The organism is uncultured Halopseudomonas sp. (genome assembly GCF_963977355.1).
GTDB lineage: Bacteria > Pseudomonadota > Gammaproteobacteria > Pseudomonadales > Pseudomonadaceae > Halopseudomonas.
The window spans coordinates 82475-108446 of sequence record NZ_CAXBOV010000005.1 but is presented as its reverse complement, the minus strand read 5'-3'; the positions used below and the strand labels follow the sequence as shown (position 1 = coordinate 108446).

The following is a 25972-nucleotide window of genomic DNA, read 5'->3' as shown; positions in this document are numbered from 1 at the left end:
TGTTTATCGTTGTTCTGTATTTAAGCGCAGATTGAAACTCGATACCGCATCGTAAATCCGCCCTATTCGATTTCACGGCGAAAGGGAGGCAGCGCGTTCAGAATCGCCTTGCCATAACGTTGTGTCACCAGACGGCGGTCGAGCAGCGTGACCGTGCCACTGTCCTGCTCGTTACGCAGCAGCCTTCCACAGGCCTGAATTAGGCGCAGACAGGCGTCAGGTACTGCAATTTCCATAAAGGGGTTGCCACCGTTACGTTCAATCCATTCCGACAGCGCCGCCTCAACCGGATCGTCGGGCACTGCAAAGGGAATCTTTGCGATGACCACATGCTCACAATAGCGGCCGGGCAGATCGACGCCCTCGGCAAAACTCGCCAGACCGAAAATCACGCTCTGCTGCTTATCATCGACCCGCGTGCGGTGCTGACGGATCAATTCCTGTTTGGACAGATCGCCTTGCACAAAGATGCGTTCGCGGAAGGCGCCAGGCAGGCCGGCATAAACTTCAAGCATCTGCCGCCGGGATGAGAACAGCACCAGACTGCCAAGGGCCTCATCGAGAATGGTCGGCAGGTGCGCAATTATCGCGGCGCTATGGCCAGCGCTGTCGCGCGGATCAGCCCCCAGATCGGGAATACGTAGCAGACCCTTTTCCGGGTAATTGAATGGGCTGGGCGCCATGGTGCATACCGCACTTCTTGGCAGACCCGCCCGCTGGCTGAAACGGTCGAAGCGTCCCAGAGCGGTCAGCGTCGCAGAGGTGACCAGACAACCGAAGGCACTGTGCCAGAGGAATTGGCGCAGGGTATCAGCAGCCAGAATCGGGCTCACGTGCACTTCGATATCGTTCTGCTCGGTAAGGGTCAACCAACGGGCGGTAGGGGGCTTGTCAGGCGGATCGAGCAGACAGAACTGCGTCCACAACGTCCAGTTACCCTCCGAGCGAGCCAGCAAGGCGCCAAATAGCGGATACCACTCTTCGGCCTGATGCGAGGTCACGCCAACTGCCTCGCCATCCATAGCCTCCTTGAGCTGGTCCACCAGGCGCTGCAACAGGTCGGTTATCCGGCCAAAACCCGCCTTGAGCTCGACACCCATATCGCATAGATGCTCGGGTATGACGCCATCCTTGAAGCGGTGCTGGGGGCGTATCTGGCCACTAAGATCCTCGGCATTGGCAAAATCCGATACCTCGGTCAGAGCCTGAGCCATGAATTGCTGATGCGGCTTGAGATCCCTGGCAATCTGCGGGACCTGCTCCAGTATCCGACCAAAGTCCCCGGGAAGCGGATTCTGCGCCAGCAGCTTGGTCAGGTTCTTGTCCAGCTGATCGAGCCAGTCAGCGGTTGCAGCCATGCGCGTGTGATGGGCAAAGTGGGCAATCGCCTTGTCGGGCAGATGATGCCCTTCGTCAAAGATATACAGACAATCGCGGGGATCAGGCAAGATCGCACCGCCACCCAGGGCCAGATCGGCGAGTACCAGATCATGGTTGGTGACTATCACATCAACCTTCTGCACGCCCTCACGGGCCTTGTAGAAAACGCACTGGTTGAAGTGGCCGCAGCGACGGTTGGTGCATTGGATATGGTCGGTGGTCAGCCGTGCCCAATCCTGATCAGGCAACGCGGCAGGCCAGGAATCGCGCTCGCCGTCCCACTTACTGGTACCCAGGGCCTCGACCATGCTGGTGTAGAGCTTCAGCCCTGCCTCGTCGACGTCGAGATTGAAGCCCTCGTCAGCAAAACCCTGCTGCCGGCTGGCCAACGACTGATTATCGCTGAGCAACTGGTCGAGCTTGGAGAGGCATACATAACGCCCTCGACCCTTGGCCAGGGAGAACTGAAAATTCAACCCCGCATTGCGCTGAATATCCGGCAGATCCTTGAGCACTATCTGCTCTTGCAAGGCCACTGTGGCGGTAGAGATCACCAACGGCTTGCCCAGATGCCGGGCAATAGGGATGGCCGCCAGACAATAAGCCACCGTCTTGCCGGTACCTGTGCCCGCCTCAACCACAGCCACGGCCGCGTCACCGGCCCGACGACCCTCGTCATCAAGCTTTATGCCGCCAAACAGTTTGGCTACCTCGGCGATCATCACCCGCTGACCGTAACGCGGTTTCAGGGACTTGTTTTCGAGGAAGGTGCGGTAGGCCGTCTGGATCTGGCCTTTCAATTCATCGTTCAGCATGCGGGCTCCAGGCAAGAGCGGCATCATATCACTTCGCGCCCTTGCGGGCTTGCTGGTGCCACCGGCCGACAGGTAACCTCCGGTTGCAGTTTTCGCTTGCCAGAACAGGCAACAGGCCGGAATCTGGTTATCCCGAATAGTCGATATTCTGAACATACCCCCCGGAACTCCAATGTCCGCCACACCTACCCATGCCCTCCTGGGCATACTCGATCAATGTCAACCCGAGCGTCTGCTGTGCATCAGCAGTGATTCGATTCCTGCCGTCACCGCCTACATCAAGGAGCATCCGGAATGCGAACTGATCGAAACAAGCCAGGCGCCGTTGCCACCTGAGCTGGCCAACCAGCGTTATGACCTGGCGATCGTCGCTGATCAACTGGAACAGCTGGACAAACGCCAGGGCATCGAACTGTTGGCAGGCTTGCGTAACCTGTCGGTCAGCCGGATGGCCGTGCTGGTTGAGCTAAGCGAAGCGCCGGAATGGGACTCGAACGATTTCTACGGCCTTGCGATGCAGCGCGACGCACGCTTTGAAAAAGACGAGCGCTGCCTGACACTGTTTACCTACGACCTTGCAGAGTACAAGACCGTACCCGACTGGTTGAATGCCAAGTATTGGGCAAATCCGGAAAACTTCGACCGTTATTGGTGGTAGCGATGACCGCTACCCCGCAGATCACATGCCTGTGCTGTAGCGATCGTTGCTACTCCGAGTGCTGCGGGCCACTGCATGCTGGATCACCCGCGAGCGATGCACCGTCGCTGATGCGTTCGCGTTACAGTGCCTACTGCCTTGGCCTGATAGATTACCTGGTGAATACAACGTTACCGAGTCAACAGGCAGAGCTCGATGTGAATTCCATGACCAGGTGGAGCCATGAAAGCACCTGGCTTGGCCTGGAAATAGAGAGCGCGACAGGCGACGGGGCTGATCACGCCCAGGTGATTTTTATCGCGCACTGGGCTGATCCAGACGGCAGTCGGCACCAGCACCGCGAGTGCTCGGATTTTATCCGCAAGTCGAGCAAATGGTATTTCGTAGATCCCAATCATCGAACTGACACCAGGCGCAATGCACCCTGCCCTTGCGGGTCAGGGAAAAAATTCAAACGCTGTTGCGCCCTTTGAAGCTCACCAGCTCCGTTACCAGAGCCTCTCAGTCCTCGAGTTTCAGATGATCGGTATCAGGAACCCTGGCATCAACTGAAGGCTTGAGTTGATCCAGATCGGCGCCGGGCGGCGCCAGACTCAAGGCCGAGAGATCGATGGGCAGCGGGGTAAATGAATCGTAATCATCCTGCATGTCGGCACCCACCGGAGCGATACCGAAGTCCGGCGCGTCTACTTCGCTGAAGGCAGCCATATAGGCATCACGCGGCTCGACAGGGGTGCCACGCGAATGGCTCTCATCCGACGTGGCCTGAGTCGCCTGAGGGGCCGACTCTGAGTGTTCGGGAGCGGCATCCATCGGATCGATGCTGCACAGCGCCCCAGCCCGCTCGATAGCCTGCCGGTATTTTTCCGCTGCAGTCTGGTCAAGCCCCTGCTTGATAACTACCCGACGTCCGGAAAACAGCACATCGAGCTGCTCGCCTCCAACCTGAAAAAGCTGCCCGATTCGAGCCCGTGCCTGATCCTGCGTCACGCCAGAACGCACCTGTCCCTGAAAAGCAATTTCGAAAAGAGGCATCTTGTCTCTCCCTTGCAATGATTAGTCCTGCACCATGAGCGGCATTTGATTAGTATGGACAGACGCAGGCAGTCCGGCAACTCGATAAAAAGGCGACCTGCCCCATACCTGGAGGGGACTTATGTTCAGAACCATTTCGGCAATCGCATTGGTGGCAGTTTTGTCACTGCTGAACGGGTGCGCATTGTTCGGTCCCTCCTACATCAAACCGGATATTGCGTTGGCCAATGTCGAAATGCTCAAGGCCAATCTGTGGGAGCAGTCATTCAGGCTCAGGCTACGCGTGGATAACCCCAATGATCGAAGCCTCCCCATACGTGGCATGCAGTACGAAATCTATCTGAATGATGCCCGCCTGGCGACCGGCGTCAGCGATCAGGTTTTCACAGTACCGGCCTATGGCTCGGAATATTTTGAATTGAATGTACGGTCCAACCTGTGGCGACATGTGGGTGACATCGTCAAACTGATCGAAAGTCAACAAGCCGTGGATTACCGGATAGAAGGTCATATCCGCACCGGGCTGCTCTTCTCGCCTAGACTGACTCTAAGTGAAAAAGGCACGCTGGATCCCGCCAACCTGAGTTTCTGAAAATATGACGTTATCGAACTGGTTTATGCTGGCCGGAATTGCGATTATTCTTGCGCTGGCAATATATGCCACCATTTTGTGGCGCCAGGTACGGCGCAAGAGCGAGGCACAGCGCACACTTCAACTTGAGCGTGAAGAGCGCCTGGCTGCGGATATCGAGTTTCTGGCACAAAGTCTGTCAACCGGACAGCTGCCGCCCATAGAGGGCGCTATCCGGATCAAGGTACTACTGGATAACTACTCCGGACCTCGGCGCGAGGTCCTCGATGTTGCCGTTTTCGAGGAGGTGTACGACGCCACTGCGCATATTCCCACGCATAAGGCATGGAAAGACCTGCCACTTGCACAGCGAAAGATTCATGAGGGAGAAATGGCCGCAATCGAGCGAAGCCATAAAGTGCGCCTGGAAAACGCTGCAGCACAGTTGCGAGAAGGGCTGGCCAGCGCCCGCTGAGTCAACTGACCGCGAGCGCTTACAGCATGCCGGGCACAAAGCCCGGCAAGAAACTCAATCAGACCACAGAGTTGCCACCATCCACGGCAATAGCCTGTCCAGTCACATGGCGCGAAGCCTCTGAGGCCAGGAATACTGCAGGCCCCTTGATGTCTTCCTCGCCACCGATACGGCCCAGGGGAGTACCTTCCTTGATCAGTTCGGTCACCTTCTCAAGGCCCTTGGCCATCTTGGTCGGAAAATAGCCCGGGCAGATGGCGTTGACATTGATGTTGTAGGCGCCCCACTCGCCCGCCAAAGCGCGCGTCAGGTTGATCGCCGCTGCCTTGCTGGTGTTATAGGCAACAGTATGAATACCGGAATTGGCGCGATTCCCCTTGAAACCGGCGATCGACGCAATATTGATGATCTTGCCCGAGCGACGCGGAATCATGAAACGGCGGCCGACTTCCTGAGCCATCAGGAAACAGACATCGACGTTCAAGGTCATGACCTTCTGCCAGCCTTCATAGCTATGCTCTTCTGCGGGCTGGCCCCAGGTAGTACCTGCGTTGTTGACCAGAATATCGACAGTCCCGAACTTGGCTTCAACGGCATCGACCAATGCCTTGATCGGCTGGCTGTCGAGCTTGCCCAGATCGCAGGCCAGACCACCAGCCTCTATGCCCTGAGCATTGAGCTGGGCCACGACGTCATCGACTTCGGCGCTGTTTCGCGCACTGATGAACACTTTCGCACCCTGCTCCCCCAGTGCTTCGGCCATCTGCAGGCCAAGGCCCTTGGTTCCGCCGGTTATAAGGGCAACCTTGCCGGTCAGATCGAACAGTTGCTTGACGCTCATGAGATATCCCTCTTTTGATATAAATGCATACAGGTGTGAGAACATCATAGCCGGTCACTGGTTTCCAACCGACCATCAGTGATCCGCGTGATGTACCACCAAGCTCGGGTGTTATCATACTCACCCTTCATCTGCGGTGAATCCCATGGCTCAACACGATTTCAGACACAGCCTTCTCAACCCGGCACATACATTGATTGAATGCCGCACTCTGTCAGCCGGCCTGTTTCAGGTGACGGGACAAGGCGGCGGCGTTCAGCCAGGGGATACTCTGATCTGCACCATCAAGGGCAGCCGCGAACTCCCCATGTCATTGCTGGTCGACAAAGTGCGCTATCTGATCAACCCACCGGGGCAATGGACTGCTACGGCCAGAGGGCCGGATTTGCGAAGTCATTCGGTGCTTGGCTGGTCTATACGTTGCGACAACTGCGAAAAAGAGCAGCCCTTCGAGTTTCTTGTGCTGGACAAGGACAATCTGGAAGCACGCACAGAAAAGGCAGTGGTGCGTATTAGTGAGATGGGCTGGGTACCCCAGGGCGCGAACCATGTGTGCCCGGCTTGTGTCAGACAGAGGGACTGACGCGTTTCAGAACAGGTTGAGTTGCTCCCCAAGCAGGCTGTGGGCGTGATCCAGACGCACACCGACCCCGATCAGACGCACCGGACGACCACCTCGGGCAAAGGCCTGAATGCATAGCTCACGGTAGCCCTCAGGGGTCACCGGCGCGCCAGCCTGCTCAAGCGTGGTCTGAGTAAAGTCGTGAAATTTGAGTTTGATGAACGGCTTGCTTACCCGATACTCGCCCTCAAGCCGCCCTAATCGCTGGGCGAGTTTCTCCAGCAGCGGTCCAAGAGCATTGAGGCAGGCCTCGAGATCTGGCAGATCCTGATCATAGGTGTTCTCGACGCTTACCGACTGGCGTTTACTTTCCACAGTCAGCGGCCGATCATCAATCCCCCGGGCCAGTTGCCATAGCCTTTCACCAAAACTACCGAACTCCTTGGCAAGATCCTGTTTGCGCCATGGCAGGAGTTCAGCGCAGACATCTATACCCAGGTTTTTCAAGCGCGCCGCCGTCACCCGACCGACCCCATGCAGTCGCTCGACCGGAAGCTTCCTGACGAACGCTTCCACCTCTTCAGGCAAGATCACCTTCAGCCCATCGGGCTTGTTCCAGTCACTGGCGATCTTGGCCAGAAACTTGTTTGGTGCAACGCCGGCAGACACAGTAATGCCCTGATCGGCCTGCACCAAACGCCGTATTTCCCTGGCCATCAGAGTCGCACTACCGCGACAGGATTCACTGGCTGTGACGTCCAGATAGGCTTCATCAAGGGAGAGTGGCTGAATCAGCTGGGTAAACTGGGTAAATATGGCATGAATGGCCTGGGAAGCCTCACGGTAGGCCGCCATGCGTGGAGGCACGATCAGCAGATCCGGGCACAACTTGCGCGCATAGGCCGAGGCCATGGCAGAGCGCACGCCAAAGGCCCGAGCTTCGTAGTTGCAGGTTGCAACGACTCCCCGCTTGTCGGGGTCACCACCCACAGCTAGCGGACGCCCGCGCAAACGCGGATCGTCACGCATTTCAATCGCAGCATAAAAACAGTCGCAGTCGACATGGATGATTTTGCGCACGGCAGGCTGACTCGGATAACACAACAGGAACGAGTTAAGCACTCATTGTACCCGATCAGTAAAGCCCGGCCTGATCACCGCTGGTCATTTAGTCGCGAACACAGCTAACTGGCAACCACCTGATTTCTGCCAGCTTCCTTGCCCTGGTATAAAGCCTTGTCGGCGCGGCGAATCACGTCTTCGATCGTTGCATCGTCCTGGGTAACCTCAGTAACGGCAAAGGTGGCGGTTATTTTAATTTCATGGTCGTCAGCCCTGACGGAACTCGCCTGCAATTTTTCGCGCAAGCGGTTGATCACAATCATCGCATTATCCAGATCCGTATCTGGCAACAGAAGAATGAACTCCTCGCCCCCGAAGCGCCCCACAATATCGGTATGCCTCAGCGTGGCGACAAACAGATCGGAGATGTGCTTGAGTACCTGATCGCCTGCATCGTGCCCATAATGATCGTTGATCTTCTTGAAATGATCCAGATCGGTTACACACAGGGTCAGCTTGCTGGCATGCCTGCGGACCCGCTCCTGCTCGCGGCGAAACAGGGTTTCATACTGCCTGCGATTCAGCAGGCCGGTCAGGGGGTCCGTGGTGGCCTGCAGCTTGAGTTCAACCTCCAACTCCTCACGGCGCTTGATTTCAGCCTGGAGAGATTGATTGACCTGGACCGTTTCAATAAAGAGCGCGTATTGATGACGTTTGCCCAGATTCAATCGCACACCGGCAAAATACCCGATGATGGTTGGTAGCCAGAGAATAAAGAAAATCCCCACCAGCAGTCGCGGTGCAACATCGAGCAAGGCCATGGAATAGAGCGAGCCGAAGATTCCGAACAGGGCTACCAGATTCGAATTGATTATCCGATTGGGCACGAAGATATAGATACTGATCAGCAAGATTACGGTGACACCAATGTTCCAGCTATTAATGTCTGGCCGCACAAAATAGATCATGAAGAATAGCAGGAAGCCAATTATCTCGATGATCGTAACACCGGTACCGTCTCGGGCCAGCCCGGGCCGGAATTGGACAAAAACAGAATAGACCAGCACGAGCGTTGCCGAAAAAACCCGCATGCCCATGAGTTGATAGAAGCCCCCGCTCATACCCAGAGCAATGTAATCGAGCCAGCCGAAGGCAAGTAGCAGGAAAGCCCACACGCGCAAAGCCACAACCAGATGCCTTGCCGTTTCCTCTTTGACATGCTCCCGATAGGCAAGCTCGGTTTCTTTGTGCAGAAATTCGCCGCGCCAGGCAGACAGAGCGTAACGCTTGGATTCATCTTTCACTTTGGGCTCCACCGCCGCATCGGGCGATTATTTTTTTTATTCTCATCCAACCTTCCACTTTTTCCAGCATACGACAGACACAGCAATATAGCCAAGAAACCGTAGTGGCATTGTGACGCATGTCATGGAAACCGTGGCCTGCGGTCACGTTCCCGGAAAAGTGTCAAACAACCGTCACCCTTACATTCCAGAACAAAAAAATCTTTTCTGTTCAATCGCTTGACAGCTCAGTGCCAATGCGTAGAATGGCGCCCTCAGACGCGGGGTGGAGCAGTCTGGTAGCTCGTCGGGCTCATAACCCGAAGGTCGTAGGTTCAAATCCTGCCCCCGCAACCACATTGAAAAACCGTCGAACGGATACTCTCCTTCGGCGGTTTTTTTTGCCTGAATTTCCTTCCGTCAGAATATTGCGGACACCACGCGCAGCCCTATACTGTCAGCGAAATGCCTCCAGAATACTCAGGCGCTGATAATGCTTTTTCTCAGACTATTGCTGATATCACTTCTGATCACCTCATGCAGTGCAATGGGCGAAACGGAAACTCGCTCACCCGCAGCCCCGACATTTCTGATTGCCGAAGTCTGGCCCTGGGGCTACTTCGACCAGAACCATGAACCAGCAGGCCTGATAAAGACATTTGCCGCGAGGCTCTCCGAGCACACCGGTGTTGAAATGAACTACCGTATTTTGCCGCACCAACGCGTGCTGGCTGATTTTCGCCGCAACGAGGGCGACTATACGATGCTGTTTCAAAACCCTGAGGTAGATAGCTTCGCCGAGCGAGTAGGCATGGTCCAGGTGAGCGACATTCTGTTAGTGACCCAACGCGAGTCGCAGCAAAGCCTGACCTTGGGCGCCCTGGCTGGCAAAACGCTGGGCTATATTGGTGGCACCTATTATGGCGGGGCCTTCCAGGCTGATCAGAGTATCGTCAAATTGCCGTTATCGAGCCTTGACCAGGCAATACGCATGCTGCAGCTAGGGCGCCTGGATGCATTGATAACCAGCGATATATTGCTGCACCACAGCCTCAGGCAAGCTCAGCTGGACCCTGAAGCCTTCCGTGCTCAGGTGCTAACGCGCGGTCATGAGGCTTTCCTTTATGTATCCCAGGGCAGCCGCAACGCAGTCCATGTACCGAAAGTACGCGCCGCACTGGAAGAGATGCGTGACAACGGCGAATTGGATGCCATGTTTCGCAATTCGCTGCAGCTACCCCCGATGGACAATCACTGAGACTCAGTCCTGCCCGCGTCCGTTATCCCCCTGTATCAACAGCTTCTTGCCGACTAACATGAATGGATAAAACTAATCAGAAAAAAGCGGAGCTGCCAACATGCACATCGGTTTTATTGGCCTGGGTAACATGGGCGCGCCGATGGCGCGCAATCTGCTCGGCGCAAGGCACCGGCTTAGCGTTTTTGACCTTTCGCAAGCGGCAGTTAAAGGTCTGGTTGAAGCAGGTGCCAATGCCGTCCATTCCGTTACCGACATTGCGCATAGCGATGTCGAGCTGATCATCACCATGTTGCCGGCAGCCTCCCACGTCAGGCAGGTCTATCTCGGCGACAGCGGCTTGTTGTCCAGCGTGGCCCCGAGTGTGCGCCTGATTGACAGCTCAACCATTGATCCGATGTCTGCCCGTGAGGTTGCCGCTATTGCATCAAAGCAGGGTAATCCCATGCTCGACGCCCCGGTTTCAGGGGGTACCGGCGGAGCAGAAGCCGGTACCCTGACTTTCATGGTAGGCGGAGACACTGCGGACTATGACGCTGCCCTGTCAGTATTACAGTCCATGGGGAAAAACATTGTGCATTGTGGCCCCGCCGGGAATGGGCAGGTCGCCAAGGTGGCGAACAATATGCTGTTGGCCATATCCATGATCGGGGTTTCAGAAGCCATGAGTCTGGGGGTGTCCCTGGGAATGGACGCGAAAGTACTGGCTGGCATTATCAATACCTCGAGCGGCCGCTGCTGGAGTTCGGACACCTATAACCCTTATCCGGGGGTAATCGAGGGCGCACCCGCTTCAAGAAACTACACTGGCGGCTTTGGCACTGACCTGATGCTCAAGGATCTCGGCCTGGCAACTGAAGCTGCGAAACAGCAGAAGCAACCGGTCATACTCGGCGCTCTTGCCCAGCAGCTTTATCAGACGTTCAGCAGCCAGGGACATGGCACAATGGACTTTTCCGCCATCATCAAAATGTATTCAGGAGAGGATCAATGACAGAGCCGCAAGCGGTCATACTGGCCGAAACGCGCAACCACATAGGCCATCTGACGCTGAATCGTCCGGAAGGCCTCAACGCGCTGACGCTGGAGATGGTGCGACTGCTGCATGACCAGCTCAAGACTTGGAGCAGTGATGAATCAGTCAAGGCTGTCGTTTTACGCGGCGCCGGAGACCGTGCCTTCTGCGCTGGCGGTGACATACGTGGTCTCTATGAACTGCACAAGGCAGGCAAGCACGGAATCGAGGAATTTTTCCGCCACGAGTATCTACTCGACCAGTACATTCACGACTACACCAAACCCATCATCGTTTTGATGGATGGCTTTGTTCTTGGTGGCGGCATGGGCCTGGCGCAGGGTTGCGGACTCAGGCTGATCAGCGAGCGCGCGCGCCTGGGTATGCCGGAAACGGGCATTGGCTACTTTCCCGATGTGGGAGGCAGTTACTTTCTCCCGCGCTTGCCTGGCGAGCTGGGCATTTATCTGGGCCTCACCGGCAACCACGTCGGCGCCGCAGACGCGCTATACGCCGGCCTTGCGGACGTGCACCTGCCAAGCGAACGCATGTCGAAGCTGGATCAGCATTTCGACCATCTGGATTGGTCGCTCAAGACGCCAGAGCAACTGATACGTGATATCGCTCTGACCGAGCTGCCCGGCAGCGAGCTGGCAAGACTGCGACCGGCCATCGATCATCATTTCGCCGAACCTACAATACCGGCGATCCGTCAGTCACTTCTGGATGAGCATCGCAGCGACTTCAAGGAGTGGGCGAAGAAAACCGCAGACACGCTTGATCAGCGCTCACCCCTGGCCCTTGCAGTGACGCTTGAGCTCTTGCGCCGTGGGCGCAAGCTGAGCCTACCCGAATGTTTCGCCATGGAGCTGCACCTGGACCGGCAGTGGTTCGAGCATGGCGATATCGTCGAGGGCGTTCGTGCGCTGCTGGTCGACAAGGACAAGAATCCTCAGTGGAATCCACCATCCATCTCGAAGCTGGACCCCAAGCGGGTCGAGGCTTTCTTCAAGGGGCTGTAAATGAACGACCTGGAGTTCACTGAAGAGCAACGCATGATTCGCGATATGGCCCGCGAGTTTGCCCGAGCGGAACTGGCACCCAGGGCTGCGCAGTTTGATCGCGATGGCTGGATTGAGGACCGGGTGGTTCGCCATATGGGCGAGTTAGGGCTGTTAGGCATGGTGGTTCCGGAAGACAAGGGCGGTAGTTTTACCGACTACAGCGCCTATGCGTTGGCCGTGGAGGAAATATCGGCGGGCTGTGGCGCGACGGGCGCCCTGATGAGCGTACATAATTCGGTGGGTTGCGGGCCAGTGCTCAACTACGGCTCTGCCGAACAGCAAAAAACCTGGCTGGAAAAGCTGGCTAGTGGTCAGGTGATTGGTTGTTTCTGCCTGACTGAACCCCATGCAGGCTCCGAGGCGCACAACTTGCGTACCCGGGCCGTATTGGAAAACGGCGAATGGATCATCAATGGCGCCAAGCAATTTGTCACCAACGGCAAGCGTGCGAGTATGGCTGTGGTATTTGCCGTTACCGACCCGGAGCTGGGCAAGAAAGGCCTGTCGGCCTTTCTGGTACCGACGGATAACCCTGGATTTCGCGTCGAGCGCATGGAGCACAAGTTGGGTATCCGCGGCTCGGACACCTGCGCGATCACGCTGGATAACTGCCGTCTTCCGGAAGACAGCATGCTTGGCATTCGCGGCAAAGGCCTGTCCATAGCATTGTCCAATCTTGAGGGTGGTCGGATTGGCATCGCAGCCCAGGCTTTGGGTATTGCTAGGGCAGCGTTTGAAGCAGCCCTGGTGTATGCACGCGAGCGTACCCAGTTCGGTCAGGCTCTGACAGAGCATCAAAGCATTGCCAACATGCTCGCCGACATGCATATGAAGCTCAACGCTACACGCTTACTGATCCTGCATGCCGCGCGTCTGCGCACCGCAGGGCAGCCCTGCCTGTCCGAGGCATCCCAGGCCAAGCTGTTTGCCAGTGAAATGGCTGAAGATGTTTGCTCCAAGGCGATCCAGATCCACGGTGGCTACGGCTACCTGGAGGATTACCCGGTGGAACGGCTCTATCGGGATGCGCGGATTACCCAGATCTATGAGGGTACCAGCGAGATCCAGCGACTACTGATAGCCCGGGAATTACGCCACTACAGCCTGTAACGCGCCGGACGGTGGATGGCGCAGCGGCTAGTGAAAATCACGACTGCGCACATCCAGACCTGACAGCATGGGCGTCATATCCTGCAAGCGCCCGGCAATGACATGTCTGACGCCATTGACGGACTCGAACCGGCCGTCGACCCGGAGTAATCGCGCTCCGACCAGTTCCTTGCGCTGGCGCTCGCCCAGGTCCTGCCAGACGATCACATTGATCATGCCGAACTCGTCTTCCAGGGTGACGAAGGTGACACCATTAGCCGTGCCGGGTCGCTGGCGACCGGTTACCAACCCAGCAACAGAGATTGGCCTCCCGCTTTCAGCAATAAGCAGATCGCGGGAGCTGCGACATCGCCGGCGCTGAAGCTCTTCACGAAGCAGCTTGAGTGGATGGGGCCCAAGGGTGGTACCAACAGAGGCGTAGTCAGCAAACAGATTTTCAGCCACCGTCGGCAACGGCAACTCTACCTCCTCTTCCTTATCTGAAGGTTGACCGGCAAACAGGGGTAACTGCGGTTCAACCCCGGCTACTGCCCAGCGTGCATGATGACGGTCACCTGCCAGACCCAGAAGTGCGCCGGCGTCAGCCAGCAACTCCCGATCACGATCGTTCAATGCCGCGCGCAAGCTCAGATCCGTCACATCATTGAAGGGCTTTTGCAACCTGGCCTGGGCAATACGGTGCCCCGCCTCAACATGTAGCCCACGGACCATCCGCAGACCCAAACGAATCGCCGGCTGATCTCCAGCCTGCCCTTGTTGCTGCCCTGCAGTAGCCTGATTGGTGGCGACAGCCTCAAGCGTGCAGTCCCAGTCACTGCACTGCACATCGACCGGCAGAGTCTCAATGCGATGCCTGCGTGCATCCTGCAGAATCTGGTCGGGGCTATAAAACCCCATTGGCCAACTGTTGATCAGGGCGCAGGCAAAGGCGGCGGGCTCGTTGCATTTGAGCCAGCTGCTGGCGTAGGTCAGCAGCGCAAAACTGGCAGCATGGGACTCGGGAAAACCATAACTCCCAAAGCCCTTGATCTGCTCGAAAATCTGCGTGGCGAACTCCGCAGTATAGCCACGTTCAAGCATCCCCTTTGCCAGCCGTGCCTGATGCGGCTCCAGACCACCCCGTCGCTTCCAGGCCGCCATTGAGCGACGCAACTGATCGGCCTCCCCGGCCGAGTAACCAGCAGCGACGATGGCCATTTCCATCACCTGCTCCTGAAACAGCGGTACGCCCAGGGTACGTTCAAATACCTCCTTGAGCGCTTCGGAGGGATAGACCACTGGCTCCTCACCATTACGCCTGCGCAGGTAGGGATGCACCATGTCACCCTGTATAGGACCCGGGCGTACAATGGCCACCTCAATGACCAGATCATAAAAAGTTCTGGGTTTTAACCGGGGCAGCATTGCCATCTGCGCCCTGGACTCAATCTGGAACACGCCGACGGTATCGGCCCGTCCGAGCATGTCGTAGGTTGCTTTATCCTCAGCCGGAATGGTCGCCAGTGTCAGATCCAGTTGGCGATAATCCCTTAGCAGATCAAAGCTGCGCCGCAGCGCGCTGAGCATACCCAGGGCGAGGATATCCACCTTGAGCAGGCCGACCTTGTCCAGATCATCCTTGTCCCACTGGATGATGGTCCGATCATCCATGGCAGCATTCTCCACCGGGACCAGGGTCTGCAACGGCTGTTCGGAGATCACAAAGCCTCCCGGGTGTTGCGACAGGTGGCGGGGAAAGCCTATCAGTTGCTCGGTCAGCGTCAGCACCCTGTGCAATATCGGATTATCGGGATCAAATCCAGCTTCGAGCAACCGTTCGGGGCTGGGTATCTTGCTGCTCCAGCGACCACAACACTCGGCCAAGGCACTCACCTGATCAGCGGGCAGCCCAAGGGTTCTGGCAACATCACGCAGTGCTCCGGCGCCCCTATAGGAACTGGCTACCGCGGTCAAAGCGGCCCGATTGCGTCCATAACGCTGAAACACGTACTGGATCACCTCCTCACGACGGTCATGCTCAAAATCCACGTCGATATCAGGTGGCTCATTGCGCTCGCGGGACAGAAAGCGCTCGAACAGCATGTTCATCCTAGCCGGGTCGATTTCGGTAACACCCAGTGCAAAACAGACCGCCGAGTTTGCTGCCGAACCGCGCCCCTGACAGAGAATATGCCTGCTGCGGGCAAAGCGAACGATGTCATGCACTGTCAGAAAATAGCTTTCGTATTCGAGCTCTGAAATCAGTTCCAATTCGTTGTCTATTTGTTGGCGCACCTTGGCAGTAGCACCCTGGGGCCAGCGCCAGGCAATCCCTTCCTCTGTCAGATGTCTTAGCCACTGGCTGGGGGTGCGGCCCTCGGGCACCAGTTCCCGTGGATACTGATAACGCAACTGACCCAGATCGAACTGACAGCGCCTGGCGATTATGAGTGTCTCTTCCAGCAGAAAACCGGGATACGTTTCCGCCAGCAACTGAGGGCTGCGCAGGTGGCGCTCGCCGTTGGGAAATAACCGCAGACCGGCCTCAGCCACAGTGCAGTGGTAGCGAATAGCCGTCATCGTATCCTGCAATGCACGCCGCCCTCGGGCATGCATATGTACATCACCGGCAGCCACCGGGGTAATCCGTAACCGTTCAGCGCAGGCCAGCAATGCCTGTAGCCGTGCCCTGTCGTCAGGTCCGCAATGCAGTTCAACGGCCAACCAGAGCGATTCGGCAAAGCGTTCCTTGAGCCATACACCCTGTGATTCTTCTATCCCAAGGTCGGGAACCCATAACGCTAGCAGGCCCTGCAGCGGCTGATCAAAATCCTCGGCGAGCAAGCGATATTCTCCCTTCCCAGCCCGGCGTCGGGCTCGGGTAATCAGATCGCAGAGCACCTGATAACCGATGAGGCTCTCCGCCAGCAGCACTACTTTCGGACCAGACTCTATCTGCATTTCACTGCCGATAATCAGCTGTAGCTGATTTTCCTCGGCAGCCTGCCAGGCCCGGACGATGCCAGCCATGGTGCATTCATCCGTCACCGCCAGCGCTTTATAACCATGCTGCACGGCGCGCTCGAACAATTCTGTGGCGCTTGAGGCGCCGCGCTGAAAAGAAAAATTCGACAGGCAGTGCAGCTCTGCATAACCGCTCATGCAAACCAGCCATGCAGCCAGTAAGGACCTGCCTGGCCGACGGGCCTAAATGCCCAGGCCAACTGACCCAGATCGGTTCTGATCAGGTAGTAATCACGGCGAACATCGCCTCCATCCCACCAACCGGACTCAATACGTTCCGGGCCTGCGAGTATTTGCGCTGGATCGCAAGTCAAGGCAACGGGCTCGGCGAGCAACCAACCTGGACGCAGCGGATAATCAATTGGAAGTTCGGTTCTACCCGCTGTTTGTTGGCGCCAGGCCTGTTCGGGTCGATGGTCCGGATGGCCGCATATATCGAGCACCGCATCATCGCCCAGGCGAGCCCGCAGCCGTTCTCGCAATTGCTCCCAGAGCAGAGTCTGCTGCGGCCGGTCCTCGAAGAGCTGGGATGACCGGGGTACAAAGTGAGGCAAGTCCCGCGCAACCAGACGAACAGCCTGCACTGGCGCAGCTATCTGCAATGGTTCGAGACGACCGCGAGTCAACTCAAAAAGCATCTCGGCATCGCGTTCAGCGGCCAACAAGCCAATGGGTAGTTGAGTATCTTCCAGGTTGCGGTGCTCAAGGTGCAGCATAAAGCGCAGCACCCCGCTGTCGCGACCGGCAAGAAACGCTGCCAGGTCAGAGACCAGCCTTTTGACCGGAAAAAACAGCGCCTGATTTGATTCGACGTCAAAGTTGAGCTCCAGGCGACTATCGAAACAATCCGGCGGTGCGTAGCAATCAAGCACCAGCGGGCGATCCCCCAGCAAGGTGTCAATATGCCTAAGAACCGTCTCGGGAAAGCGTCTGGCCAGGGTTGCTCGCGGCAACGCCAGAACCTGCTGTAGTCGTCGCAGGCCCATTCGCGATAACGCCGTTGCCGATTCATCAGGTAGGCCTATGCGCTCAACCGACATATGCCCGAGCATCTCACATAGCGCATGCCGGTCAGCGACGGCTATTCCGTCATGACTATTAGCTAGCATGCGTGCGGCAGCAGGATTAGGCGCCAGGGCTATACGATGACGAAAACCCATGGTGTCAAGCTCATCTCGCAAGCGTTGCTCAAAGCGTGGCCAAGGACCAAACAACCCCATGCTCGACTGCACCTCCAGAAGCAATGTGCGTGGATAATTAAGACTCACATGGGAGCTATAACGATACGCCCAGGCTGCCAGGAGCTGATGCCAGTGCCCTATCTGCTTCTCATCGTATTCGGCTGACACAAACGCATCAGTCAAAGCCCTGGCTGCTGTAAGCGACATGCCTGGGCGTAGACCTAGTTCCCTGGCAGCCGGAGTGACTGTCTGCAGTACCCGTCGTTGCGTCGGACCAGCTATCAAAGCCAGAGCCGCAGCGGGGTCTTCGCGGCTACGAAGAACGCCATCAAGTGCAAGCTGGGGAAAAAGTATGCAGGCCCAACGCATGGTATCAACGACCTGCCTGAATGCTTAACGTGCCCGCCGGCGGTCGACCGCCCCGGCACTTGAGTATTCTGACCTGGCCGGGGACGTCGTCAAAGACCAGCCGCAACGCTGCCGGTGAAGGGTTAACCGATTCAGCCAGCGGACGATAGGCAAAGGCCAAGGTTTCTCCCGTCTCCGCAGCCACCTGAATGCGCCGCAATGCTCTGTCACCAGCACGTTGAGGCCAACAGATGACCGCTCCACAGCAACCTGAACGCAGACATTGCTCCACGGTCCACAACGACTGATCTTCTGTTGCATCCACCATCACCAGCTGCCGCTCGTCCACACCCGCGGCTCTCCATGCCGGAATATAGGGAACGAATGGCGGAGCTACCAACATGATGCGTTCGCCCGCATTACTCAGTCGGGCCAGGGTCGGCCAGAGCAATTGCAGTTCACCCATACCATCACGGGCGTGAAGAATTTCGCTCAATGCGGCGTCCGGCCAGCCAGCGGCTGGCAGTACAGCGTCAAGAGCTGCGTGACCGGTAGGCTGAACGGTGGCCGGCAAGCCGGTGGGCTGGCCTCTCCACACATGTTGTTGCTGTAGCAGGGTATCAAGAGCAACGACGCCCATAATCACCACTCCAAAATACTGTATATCTATACAGCATATCACCGACGCCAAGTCGGTCAACGGGATTTTGTAGTGGAGAGACGGATGGCAGAAAAGAGCAAAGCAGCAAAGCAAATAAAGCCCCTGACAGGACTAATACCTAAGCATGGAAAGACTTTGGAAAAGCTGGGGGAACAGAGCTGCAGACCTAGTCGCGGAGTCGGGCCAACCACTCAAGGTCTTCGGGACGGGTGACCTTGATATTGTCCGAACGACCCTCGACCAGACGGGGCGCCTGGCCAGAATATTCCATCGCCGAAGCTTCATCAGTAATGACCGCGCCGTTAGCCAGCGCCTGGGTCAAGGCGTCGTGCAACGCACCGAGGCGAAACATCTGGGGGGTATAAGCCTGCCAGTAAAGGGAGCGATCAGGGGTAGATGCCACCCGGCCATCGGCACCGACGCATTTCAGAGTATCGCGCACCGGCACCGCCAAGAGCCCGCCAACGGGATCATCGGCCAGGGTATTGAGCAGCTTGTGCAAATCTGTTGCCGCGAGATTGGGACGGGCCGCATCGTGCACCAGCACCCAGTCGCTGCTGCCCGCCCCCTGCCGCAATAGCGCCTTGAGGCCAGCCAGAACCGAGTCTGCACGGTCTCTGCCACCAAGGACTCTTTGAATACGCGTGTCCGTGGCACAATCCAGATCATCCCACCAGCGATCAGCAGCGGAAAGACAGACGATGAGCCCCTTGAGACCGGGCCGATCCAGAAAGCAGTCGAGGGTATGCTCGATAAGCAACCGATCACCCAATGGCAGATATTGCTTGGGCCGGTCTGCCTGCATGCGTGAGCCGATACCCGCGGCGGGAATGACCACCCAGAAGGACACGGGTGTGTTCATCAATCGGTGCTCAATTGAAACAGCGTTTCGCCCTCACGGATCATGCCCAGCTCGTGCCGGGCACGCTCCTCAACCGTTTCCAGGCCCTGCTTCAGCTCCCTGACTTCGGCAGTAAGCACTCGATTACGCTCCAGAAGCTCTTCGTTCACGCGTGCTTGTTCAGCGATCTCCTGTTTTAGCTGAGCCACATGGGCGAGACTGCCCTCGCCTACCCAGAGACGATACTGTAGCCCGGCCAACAACAGCAATGCGGCTAGCCATAGCCATTTCACCGCGCTTCACCGCAATGTGCAACAAACAGGCAAAGCAACCCTCTAGGGGCTGGCTTTGGCTTCAGGTTGGTGTATAGCGCCGTGATGGCCATCATTAGATTTGCCGCTCAGCTACGGAACTCGGCGCGGCCGTTGTACTTGGCCTTGCCCTGCAACTGCTCTTCGATACGCAGTAACTGGTTGTATTTGGCTACGCGGTCAGAGCGGCATAGGGATCCGGTCTTGATCTGACCGGCGGAGGTGCCTACGGCTAGGTCAGCGATGGTGCTGTCCTCAGTCTCGCCCGAGCGATGGGAAATCACCGCAGTGAAGCCGGCCGCTTTGGCCATCTGAATAGCCTCCAGGGTTTCGGTCAACGAGCCGATCTGGTTGAACTTGATCAGAATCGAGTTACCGATGGACTCATCAATACCGCGCTTGAGGATCTTGGTGTTAGTCACAAACAGGTCATCACCTACCAGTTGCACCTTGTCGCCGATCTTCTGGGTCAGGATTTTCCAGCCAGCCCAGTCGGACTCATCCATACCATCTTCGATGGAGATGATCGGATAACGCTCGGTAAGACCAGCCAGGTAATCGGCAAAACCGGCGGCATCGAACACTTGTCCTTCGCCAGCCAAATCATACTTGCCGTTCTTGTAGAATTCGCTGGAGGCGCAATCCAGTGCGAGAGTCACGTCATCACCCAGGGTATAACCGGCATTGGCAACTGCTTCGGCAATCGCCGCCAGCGCGTCTTCATTCGATGCGAGATTAGGTGCGAAACCGCCCTCGTCACCTACGGAAGTGCTCAGGCCACGGGCCTTCAGTACTGCCTTGAGGTGGTGAAATATCTCGGCGCCCATGCGCAATGCGTCAGCGAAGCTCTTGGCACCAACTGGCTGAACCATGAACTCCTGAATATCCACATTGTTGTCAGCATGCTCACCACCGTTGATGATGTTCATCATCGGAACGGGCATTGAATATTCACCGGGCGTGCCGTTCAAATCAGCAATGTGTGCGTACAGCGGAACACCCTTGGCCTGGGCAGCCGCCTTGGCAGCAGCCAGGGAAACAGCAAGGATTGCATTTGCGCCCAGGGTAGCCTTGTTCTCGGTAGCGTCGAGCTCGATCATCGCGCGGTCCAGACCGGCCTGATCAGTGGCATCCCGGCCCACCAGCAGCTCGCGAATGGGACCATTGATATTGGCGACAGCCTTGAGGACACCCTTGCCCATGTAACGGCTCTTGTCGCCATCACGCAGTTCCAGGGCTTCCCGTGAGCCGGTGGAAGCACCAGAGGGAGCGCAGGCACTGCCAAACGCGCCACCGTCCAGGGTAACGTCAGCTTCAACAGTAGGGTTGCCGCGCGAATCGAGAACTTCCCGACCCTTGATATCAATGATCTTTGCCATGGTTGCTACTTGCTCCATCTAACTGAAAGACTGTGTATGTAATAGGGACGGATTATCAGGCGGTTTCCAGCACCGGGAAACCCTTGACCAGATCATCCAATGCCTTGAGCTGAGTCAGAAACGGCTCAAGCCGATCCAGTCTCAATGCACAGGGACCGTCGCACTTGGCGTTGTCCGGATCGGGGTGCGCTTCGAGAAACAATCCTCCGAGGCCCTGACTCATGCCCGCCTTGGCCAGATCGGTCACCTGGGCGCGCCGACCACCTGCCGAATCACTGCGACCACCTGGCATCTGCAAGGCATGGGTAACGTCAAAAAAGACCGGATAGCCAAACTGCTTCATGATGCCGAAACCCAGCATGTCGACCACCAGGTTGTTGTAACCAAAGCTGGAGCCACGCTCACAGAGTATGAGCTGGTCGTTACCGGCCTCTTCGCATTTGGTCAGAATATGCTGCATTTCCTGTGGGGCCAGAAACTGCGCCTTCTTGATATTGATCACTGCTCCGGTTTTGGCCATAGCCACAACCAGATCGGTCTGACGAGAGAGAAAAGCCGGTAACTGGATAATGTCACAGACCTCTGCCACCGGTGCCGCTTGGTGGGGCTCGTGCACATCAGTGATGATCGGAACATTGAAGGTCTGTTTGATCTCTTCGAAAATCTTCAGCCCCTCGTCAAGACCGGGGCCGCGGTAGGAATTGATCGAGGAACGATTGGCCTTGTCGAAACTGGCCTTAAAAACGTATGGAATACCCAGTTTCTCGGTCACACTGACATAGGTTTCGCATATCTGCATGGCCATGTCCCGTGACTCCAGGACGTTCATGCCGCCAAACAGCACAAAGGGCTTGTCATTGGCGATCTCGATTGCCCCGACCTGGATAGTCTTGTGTTGCATCTGCATACCTCAGCTCTTGAGTTTGTGCTGGGCGAGCGCCGCCTGGATGAAACCACTGAACAGCGGGTGCCCGTAGCGCGGCGTCGAGGTGAACTCCGGATGAAACTGGCAGGCCACAAACCAGGGATGATCACCAACTTCGATGACTTCAACCAGCGCGCCATCAACAGAGCGACCAGTGACCTTCAGCCCGCCCGCCTCGAGCTCGGGCAACAGATTATTGTTCACCTCGTAACGGTGGCGATGCCGCTCGACGATCACATCCTTGCCATAGCAGGCATGGGCACTGGAGCCCGGCGTCAGATTGCATTCCTGACCACCCAGCCGCATGGTGCCGCCAAGATCCGACTCTTCGGTACGCAATTGGCGATCACCGGCAGCGTTTTCCCATTCGGTGATCAGCCCGACAACCGGGTGAGTACTGGTCTTGTCGAACTCGGTCGAGTTGGCGTCGGCCCAGCCGAGCACGCTACGCGCGTACTCAATGACCGCCACCTGCATGCCCAGGCAAATACCCAGATAGGGTATCTTGTTCTCGCGAGCGTGACGCACCGCGGCGATCTTGCCTTCCACACCACGCAGGCCGAAGCCGCCGGGTACCAGAATGGCATCCACACCCTCAAGAATACCGAGACCCTTGAATTCGATCTCTTCGGAATCGATGTAGCGCATGGTGACCTTGGTCTGGCTCTGAATCCCAGCGTGACTCAGGGCTTCGATAAGCGACTTGTAGGCCTCCAGCAACTCCATGTACTTGCCGACCATGGCAATGGTGACTTCCTTGTTGGGATACAGCTTGCCAGCAACGACCCTATCCCACTCGGACAGATCTGCCGGACCGCAATCCATGCCAAAACGCTCAATAACGAAGTCATCCAGGCCCTGGGCATGCAGTACTGCGGGAATTCGGTAAATGGTATCGACATCCTCAAGACCGATCACCGCACGCTCTTCCACGTTGGTGAAAAGGGCGATCTTGCGTCGTGAGGACAAATCAATGGGATGATCTGAGCGGCAAATCAACACATCGGGCTGCAAGCCGATGGAACGCAGCTCCTTGACCGAATGCTGGGTGGGTTTGGTCTTGGTTTCACCGGCAGTGGCAATGTAGGGCACCAGCGTCAGGTGCATCAGCATGGCGCGCTTGGCACCGACCTCGATACGCAACTGGCGAATAGCCTCAAGGAACGGCTGGGATTCGATGTCACCCACCGTACCGCCGATTTCGACCATGGCAATATCAGCATCACCGGCGCCCTTGATGATGCGGCTCTTGATCTCGTCAGTGATGTGCGGAATCACCTGGATGGTTGCACCCAGATAATCACCCCGGCGTTCCTTGCGCAGCACTTCCTCGTAGACCCGACCGGTAGTGAAGTTATTGGCCCGGCTCATGGTGGCGGAAACGAAGCGCTCGTAGTGGCCCAGATCCAGATCGGTCTCGGCGCCATCATGGGTCACGAAGACTTCACCATGCTGGAACGGACTCATGGTGCCCGGATCAACGTTGATATAGGGATCCAGCTTGAGCATCGTGACTTTCAGACCCCGAGCCTCAAGGATGGCGGCCAGGGAAGCAGAGGCAATGCCTTTGCCCAAAGAAGATACAACACCACCCGTGACGAAGATGTAGCGCGTCATGAAAAACCCGTTGATTGATCTGTTAAGCGGTCTTGCCGCAGGGAATCGAAGGGAGGCCGGGGGAAGCAATTGCTGATTCCCAAAGTCTCGTCAAGATGGGAAGTCAGGATACCAGACACCCCCGAATTGCTCAATCCGCAAGTGCCGCCAAAAGTACGCTGACCGCCGCTTGCAGCCGATACGTACAAGCCTACTGCTCTGAATCAGTCTGGGCACTTCGCGTGAATTGTTCGGCCGGTTCCCAGCGGAGGCTCCAGTCTTCACCCGCATGGCTTAGTAAATAGGTTTCATTGTTCCAGCGCCCCCCCACCGAAACCAGCTCCTGGCCGTGGTAAACAAGGGGGATTCTAGCCCGCAGCCACGCTGGCAGACCCGCCTCTTGCATCAGATTTTTCAGCGACTGAGTGGGTCTGCCTGCGAGCCGAATTACCTCTCCGCCCTTACGATAGCGCACGTTCCATTTATCCAGATCTCTTGATGCAACGGCAGGCAAATGGACCAGCAGCGCACCGTTGTCAGGCGCCAGGATCACCCACCCCTGGGACAAAATGGGCTGGACATCCAAGGGTGAAAGCTCCCTACCCAGCAAGAGCCACAGCCTACCCGATGAACGACATAGCCTCCCATCCTCAAGCTCGACCAAGGGCTGACTATCACTAGCTCCATCAAGCTGCTGATCAAGGGCATGCAGGCGACGCTCAGACAGGCTGCAGCCATGGAGGCGCAGCCAATAACGCAGCACATTGTTACGCCGCGCAGTGGACAGCGCCAGCAGCCCTGCAACAGAAAGACTTGGCCAGTGCGCCAGCCAGAGATCCTCAATACCGGACGTCAATAACTGCATATCCTCCGCTGCTCGCTCATCAAGCAGTTCATTCGCCTCTCGAGCATGCCGCGCGAGGGTCAGCAGACTTTTATCAACTGTCGGCCATCCCTGCCGCAGGGCCGGCAACAGGTTGTGACGCAGCGCACTGCGGGCAAACCGGGGGTCACTGTTGGCAGGATCTTCTACCCAGGTCAGGTCGCGCGCCCGAGCCCAGAGCTGCAATTCACTGCGTGACTGTTCAAGCAGGGGTCTGACCAGCCTGCCACGGGCAAGAGCCCTCTTGGATGGCATGCCAGCCAGTCCGCGCAGACCGGTGCCACGCAGCATTCTGAACAGCAACGTTTCCAACTGATCTTCCCGGTGGTGGGCGAGCAGCAGGCAATCATCTTTGCCCATATGACGAGCAAAGGCGGCATAACGGGCATCACGGGCCTGGGCTTCGATGCTAGCGCCAGGCGCCAGGTGAACCCGCTCGACCACCAGGGGAACCTGCCTTGCTTCGCACTCACGGGCACAATGCTCAGCCCAGCCGTCAGCGTCAGGATGCAGGCCGTGGTGGACGTGAATTGCACGCAAGGGAGGGAGGGGATGCTCGCGGCTCAACTCAACAAGCGCATCGAGCAGTACCATCGAGTCCATGCCACCGGACAACCCCAACCACCAGGTCCGGGCATCCGTGCAGGGCAGCAACTGCCTGAGCAGCTCCTGCGGGGATAGCATCTACTTCAGACCAAATGCCATCAGGCGGTCATAACGACGCTCGAGCAGCTCATCAGCGGGAAGCGCTTCGAGGGCGTCCAGCTCTACCAGCAACTGCGCCTTGATGCGTGCTGCCATCTCTTCGGGCGTACGATGCGCGCCGCCAAGAGGCTCGGCAATCAGGTTATCAACCAGCTTGAGCTCCTTGAGACGCTCTGCGGTGATCCCCATGGCTTCGGCGGCGTCAGCTGCCTTTTCCGATTTCTTCCAGAGAATCGAGGCGCAGCCCTCAGGTGAAATAACCGCGTAGGTGGAATACTGCAGCATCATCAGCCGATCACATACACCAATAGCAAGTGCTCCGCCGGAGCCGCCCTCGCCAATGACCGTCGCGATAATGGGCGTTTTCAAACGCGCCATGACCTGCAGGTTCCAGGCAATGGCTTCACTCTGACCACGCTCTTCTGCATCAATACCCGGATAGGCACCCGGGGTATCGATAAAAGTCAGCAGCGGCATCTTGAAGCGCTCAGCCATCTGCATGAGACGGCAGGCCTTGCGGTAGCCTTCAGGCTTGGGCATGCCAAAGTTACGACGCACCTTCTCTTTTACATCGCGCCCTTTCTGGTGGCCAATAACCATGACGGGTCGACCATCCAGACGGGCGATGCCGCCGACGATCGCTGCGTCGTCGGCAAAGTGTCGATCGCCGTGCAGCTCTTCGAAGTCGGTGAAAATATGGCTGATGTAATCCAGGGTGTAGGGACGCTGGGGATGACGTGCCATCTGGGCAATCTGCCAGCTGCTCAGGTTACCGAAAATACTTTCGGTCAATGAGCGACTTTTGTCCTGAAGACGGGAGATCTCGTCAGTAATATTCAGGGAGTTGTCGCTGCCTACCAGCCGCAGCTCCTCGATCTTGGCCTGCAGATCGGCTATAGGCTGTTCGAACTCCAGGTATTTCTGGCTCTTACTCATAAGCATCCATCATCCACGTGGGCCCCGCGACAGGGCGTACGATTTTTGCATTACCTTAAGGGATTGGCGGCCCG

The 25972-nt window shown here is 57.2% G+C and carries 24 protein-coding genes and 1 tRNA gene; 10 read left to right on the top strand and 15 right to left on the bottom strand.

Annotated elements, in window-relative coordinates; all coding sequences use genetic code 11:
- Window positions 1-62: 62 nt before the first annotated feature.
- Window positions 63-2195: an ATP-dependent DNA helicase DinG gene (dinG, locus tag AAC076_RS03825; RefSeq protein WP_339843072.1), complete on the bottom strand. Its 2133-nt coding sequence runs from the start codon at window positions 2193-2195 to the stop codon at window positions 63-65.
- Between the two features lie 172 nt (window positions 2196-2367).
- Here dinG and AAC076_RS03820 point away from each other — a divergent pair, with 172 nt between their 5' ends.
- Window positions 2368-2853 carry a DUF6231 family protein gene (locus AAC076_RS03820; RefSeq protein ID WP_339843071.1) on the top strand — a complete coding sequence of 162 codons (486 nt, stop codon included), beginning with the start codon at window positions 2368-2370 and terminating at the stop codon, window positions 2851-2853.
- A 2-nt stretch (window positions 2854-2855) separates the two neighbouring features.
- Entirely contained in the window at window positions 2856-3326 is a 471-nt protein-coding gene (locus AAC076_RS03815) for a YchJ family protein (protein ID WP_339843070.1), read from the top strand.
- 28 nt (window positions 3327-3354) lie between these two features.
- Here the strand turns inward: AAC076_RS03815 and AAC076_RS03810 are convergent, their stop codons facing one another.
- A complete protein-coding gene (locus tag AAC076_RS03810; protein WP_339843069.1) occupies window positions 3355-3888 on the bottom strand; it encodes a hypothetical protein in 534 nt (177 codons plus the stop codon).
- 121 nt (window positions 3889-4009) lie between these two features.
- Between AAC076_RS03810 and AAC076_RS03805 the strand changes: the two genes are divergently transcribed.
- A complete protein-coding gene (locus AAC076_RS03805) occupies window positions 4010-4480 on the top strand; it encodes an LEA type 2 family protein (protein ID WP_339843068.1) in 471 nt (156 codons plus the stop codon).
- A 25-nt stretch (window positions 4481-4505) separates the two neighbouring features.
- A complete protein-coding gene (locus AAC076_RS03800; RefSeq protein ID WP_339843067.1) occupies window positions 4506-4934 on the top strand; it encodes a DUF2489 domain-containing protein in 429 nt (142 codons plus the stop codon).
- A gap of 58 nt (window positions 4935-4992) precedes the next feature.
- Here the strand turns inward: AAC076_RS03800 and AAC076_RS03795 are convergent, their stop codons facing one another.
- Entirely contained in the window at window positions 4993-5775 is a 783-nt protein-coding gene (locus AAC076_RS03795) for an SDR family oxidoreductase (RefSeq protein ID WP_339843066.1), read from the bottom strand.
- 145 nt (window positions 5776-5920) lie between these two features.
- Here AAC076_RS03795 and AAC076_RS03790 point away from each other — a divergent pair, with 145 nt between their 5' ends.
- A complete protein-coding gene (locus AAC076_RS03790) occupies window positions 5921-6358 on the top strand; it encodes a hypothetical protein (protein WP_339843065.1) in 438 nt (145 codons plus the stop codon).
- 6 nt (window positions 6359-6364) lie between these two features.
- On the opposite strand, the gene dinB is transcribed toward AAC076_RS03790, so the two are convergent.
- Both dinB and AAC076_RS03780 read right to left on the bottom strand, forming a co-directional pair.
- On the bottom strand, window positions 6365-7459 hold the full coding sequence (gene dinB / locus AAC076_RS03785) for a DNA polymerase IV (protein WP_339843064.1): 1095 nt from the start codon (window positions 7457-7459) through the stop codon (window positions 6365-6367).
- 62 nt (window positions 7460-7521) lie between these two features.
- Complete coding sequence (locus AAC076_RS03780) at window positions 7522-8703, bottom strand: GGDEF domain-containing protein (protein ID WP_339843063.1); 1182 nt, start codon at window positions 8701-8703, stop codon at window positions 7522-7524.
- Between the two features lie 259 nt (window positions 8704-8962).
- On the opposite strand from AAC076_RS03780, the gene AAC076_RS03775 reads away from it, so the two are divergent.
- From AAC076_RS03775 to AAC076_RS03755, 5 genes are all read left to right on the top strand, one after another.
- A tRNA-Met gene (locus tag AAC076_RS03775) sits at window positions 8963-9039 on the top strand.
- Window positions 9040-9175: 136 nt separating this feature from the next.
- Window positions 9176-9940: a transporter substrate-binding domain-containing protein gene (locus AAC076_RS03770; protein WP_339843062.1), complete on the top strand. Its 765-nt coding sequence runs from the start codon at window positions 9176-9178 to the stop codon at window positions 9938-9940.
- A 100-nt stretch (window positions 9941-10040) separates the two neighbouring features.
- Window positions 10041-10934 carry a 3-hydroxyisobutyrate dehydrogenase gene (gene mmsB, locus AAC076_RS03765; RefSeq protein WP_339843061.1) on the top strand — a complete coding sequence of 298 codons (894 nt, stop codon included), beginning with the start codon at window positions 10041-10043 and terminating at the stop codon, window positions 10932-10934.
- Window positions 10931-11977 (top strand): enoyl-CoA hydratase/isomerase family protein, encoded by a 1047-nt coding sequence (locus AAC076_RS03760; protein WP_339843060.1) that lies wholly within the window; start codon window positions 10931-10933, stop codon window positions 11975-11977. Before mmsB ends, AAC076_RS03760 begins: the two co-directional genes overlap by 4 nt.
- Entirely contained in the window at window positions 11978-13129 is a 1152-nt protein-coding gene (locus tag AAC076_RS03755; protein WP_339843059.1) for an acyl-CoA dehydrogenase family protein, read from the top strand.
- Window positions 13130-13156: 27 nt separating this feature from the next.
- On the opposite strand, the gene AAC076_RS03750 is transcribed toward AAC076_RS03755, so the two are convergent.
- From AAC076_RS03750 to accA, 10 genes are all read right to left on the bottom strand, one after another.
- Window positions 13157-16291, bottom strand: a complete 3135-nt coding sequence (locus tag AAC076_RS03750) for an error-prone DNA polymerase (RefSeq protein ID WP_339843126.1) — start codon at window positions 16289-16291, stop codon at window positions 13157-13159.
- Window positions 16267-17682 carry a DNA polymerase Y family protein gene (locus AAC076_RS03745; RefSeq protein WP_339843058.1) on the bottom strand — a complete coding sequence of 472 codons (1416 nt, stop codon included), beginning with the start codon at window positions 17680-17682 and terminating at the stop codon, window positions 16267-16269. The genes AAC076_RS03750 and AAC076_RS03745 overlap by 25 nt, the downstream gene beginning before the upstream one ends.
- A gap of 4 nt (window positions 17683-17686) precedes the next feature.
- On the bottom strand, window positions 17687-18301 hold the full coding sequence (gene imuA, locus AAC076_RS03740) for a translesion DNA synthesis-associated protein ImuA (RefSeq protein ID WP_339843057.1): 615 nt from the start codon (window positions 18299-18301) through the stop codon (window positions 17687-17689).
- Between the two features lie 187 nt (window positions 18302-18488).
- Window positions 18489-19184, bottom strand: a complete 696-nt coding sequence (gene ispD / locus AAC076_RS03735; protein ID WP_339843055.1) for a 2-C-methyl-D-erythritol 4-phosphate cytidylyltransferase — start codon at window positions 19182-19184, stop codon at window positions 18489-18491.
- Entirely contained in the window at window positions 19184-19456 is a 273-nt protein-coding gene (locus AAC076_RS03730; protein WP_339843054.1) for a septum formation initiator family protein, read from the bottom strand. The genes ispD and AAC076_RS03730 overlap by 1 nt, the downstream gene beginning before the upstream one ends.
- Window positions 19457-19563: 107 nt before the next feature.
- Window positions 19564-20853: a phosphopyruvate hydratase gene (gene eno / locus AAC076_RS03725; RefSeq protein ID WP_339843053.1), complete on the bottom strand. Its 1290-nt coding sequence runs from the start codon at window positions 20851-20853 to the stop codon at window positions 19564-19566.
- Between the two features lie 55 nt (window positions 20854-20908).
- Window positions 20909-21754: a 3-deoxy-8-phosphooctulonate synthase gene (kdsA, locus tag AAC076_RS03720; protein ID WP_339843124.1), complete on the bottom strand. Its 846-nt coding sequence runs from the start codon at window positions 21752-21754 to the stop codon at window positions 20909-20911.
- 9 nt (window positions 21755-21763) lie between these two features.
- The gene (locus AAC076_RS03715; RefSeq protein WP_339843052.1) at window positions 21764-23395 is read right to left on the bottom strand and encodes a CTP synthase; all 1632 of its coding nucleotides are present in this window, start codon (window positions 23393-23395) and stop codon (window positions 21764-21766) included.
- A gap of 190 nt (window positions 23396-23585) precedes the next feature.
- Window positions 23586-24941, bottom strand: a complete 1356-nt coding sequence (tilS, locus tag AAC076_RS03710; RefSeq protein ID WP_339843051.1) for a tRNA lysidine(34) synthetase TilS — start codon at window positions 24939-24941, stop codon at window positions 23586-23588.
- Entirely contained in the window at window positions 24942-25898 is a 957-nt protein-coding gene (accA, locus tag AAC076_RS03705; RefSeq protein ID WP_339843123.1) for an acetyl-CoA carboxylase carboxyl transferase subunit alpha, read from the bottom strand. It abuts the gene before it with no gap.
- Window positions 25899-25972: the final 74 nt, after the last annotated feature.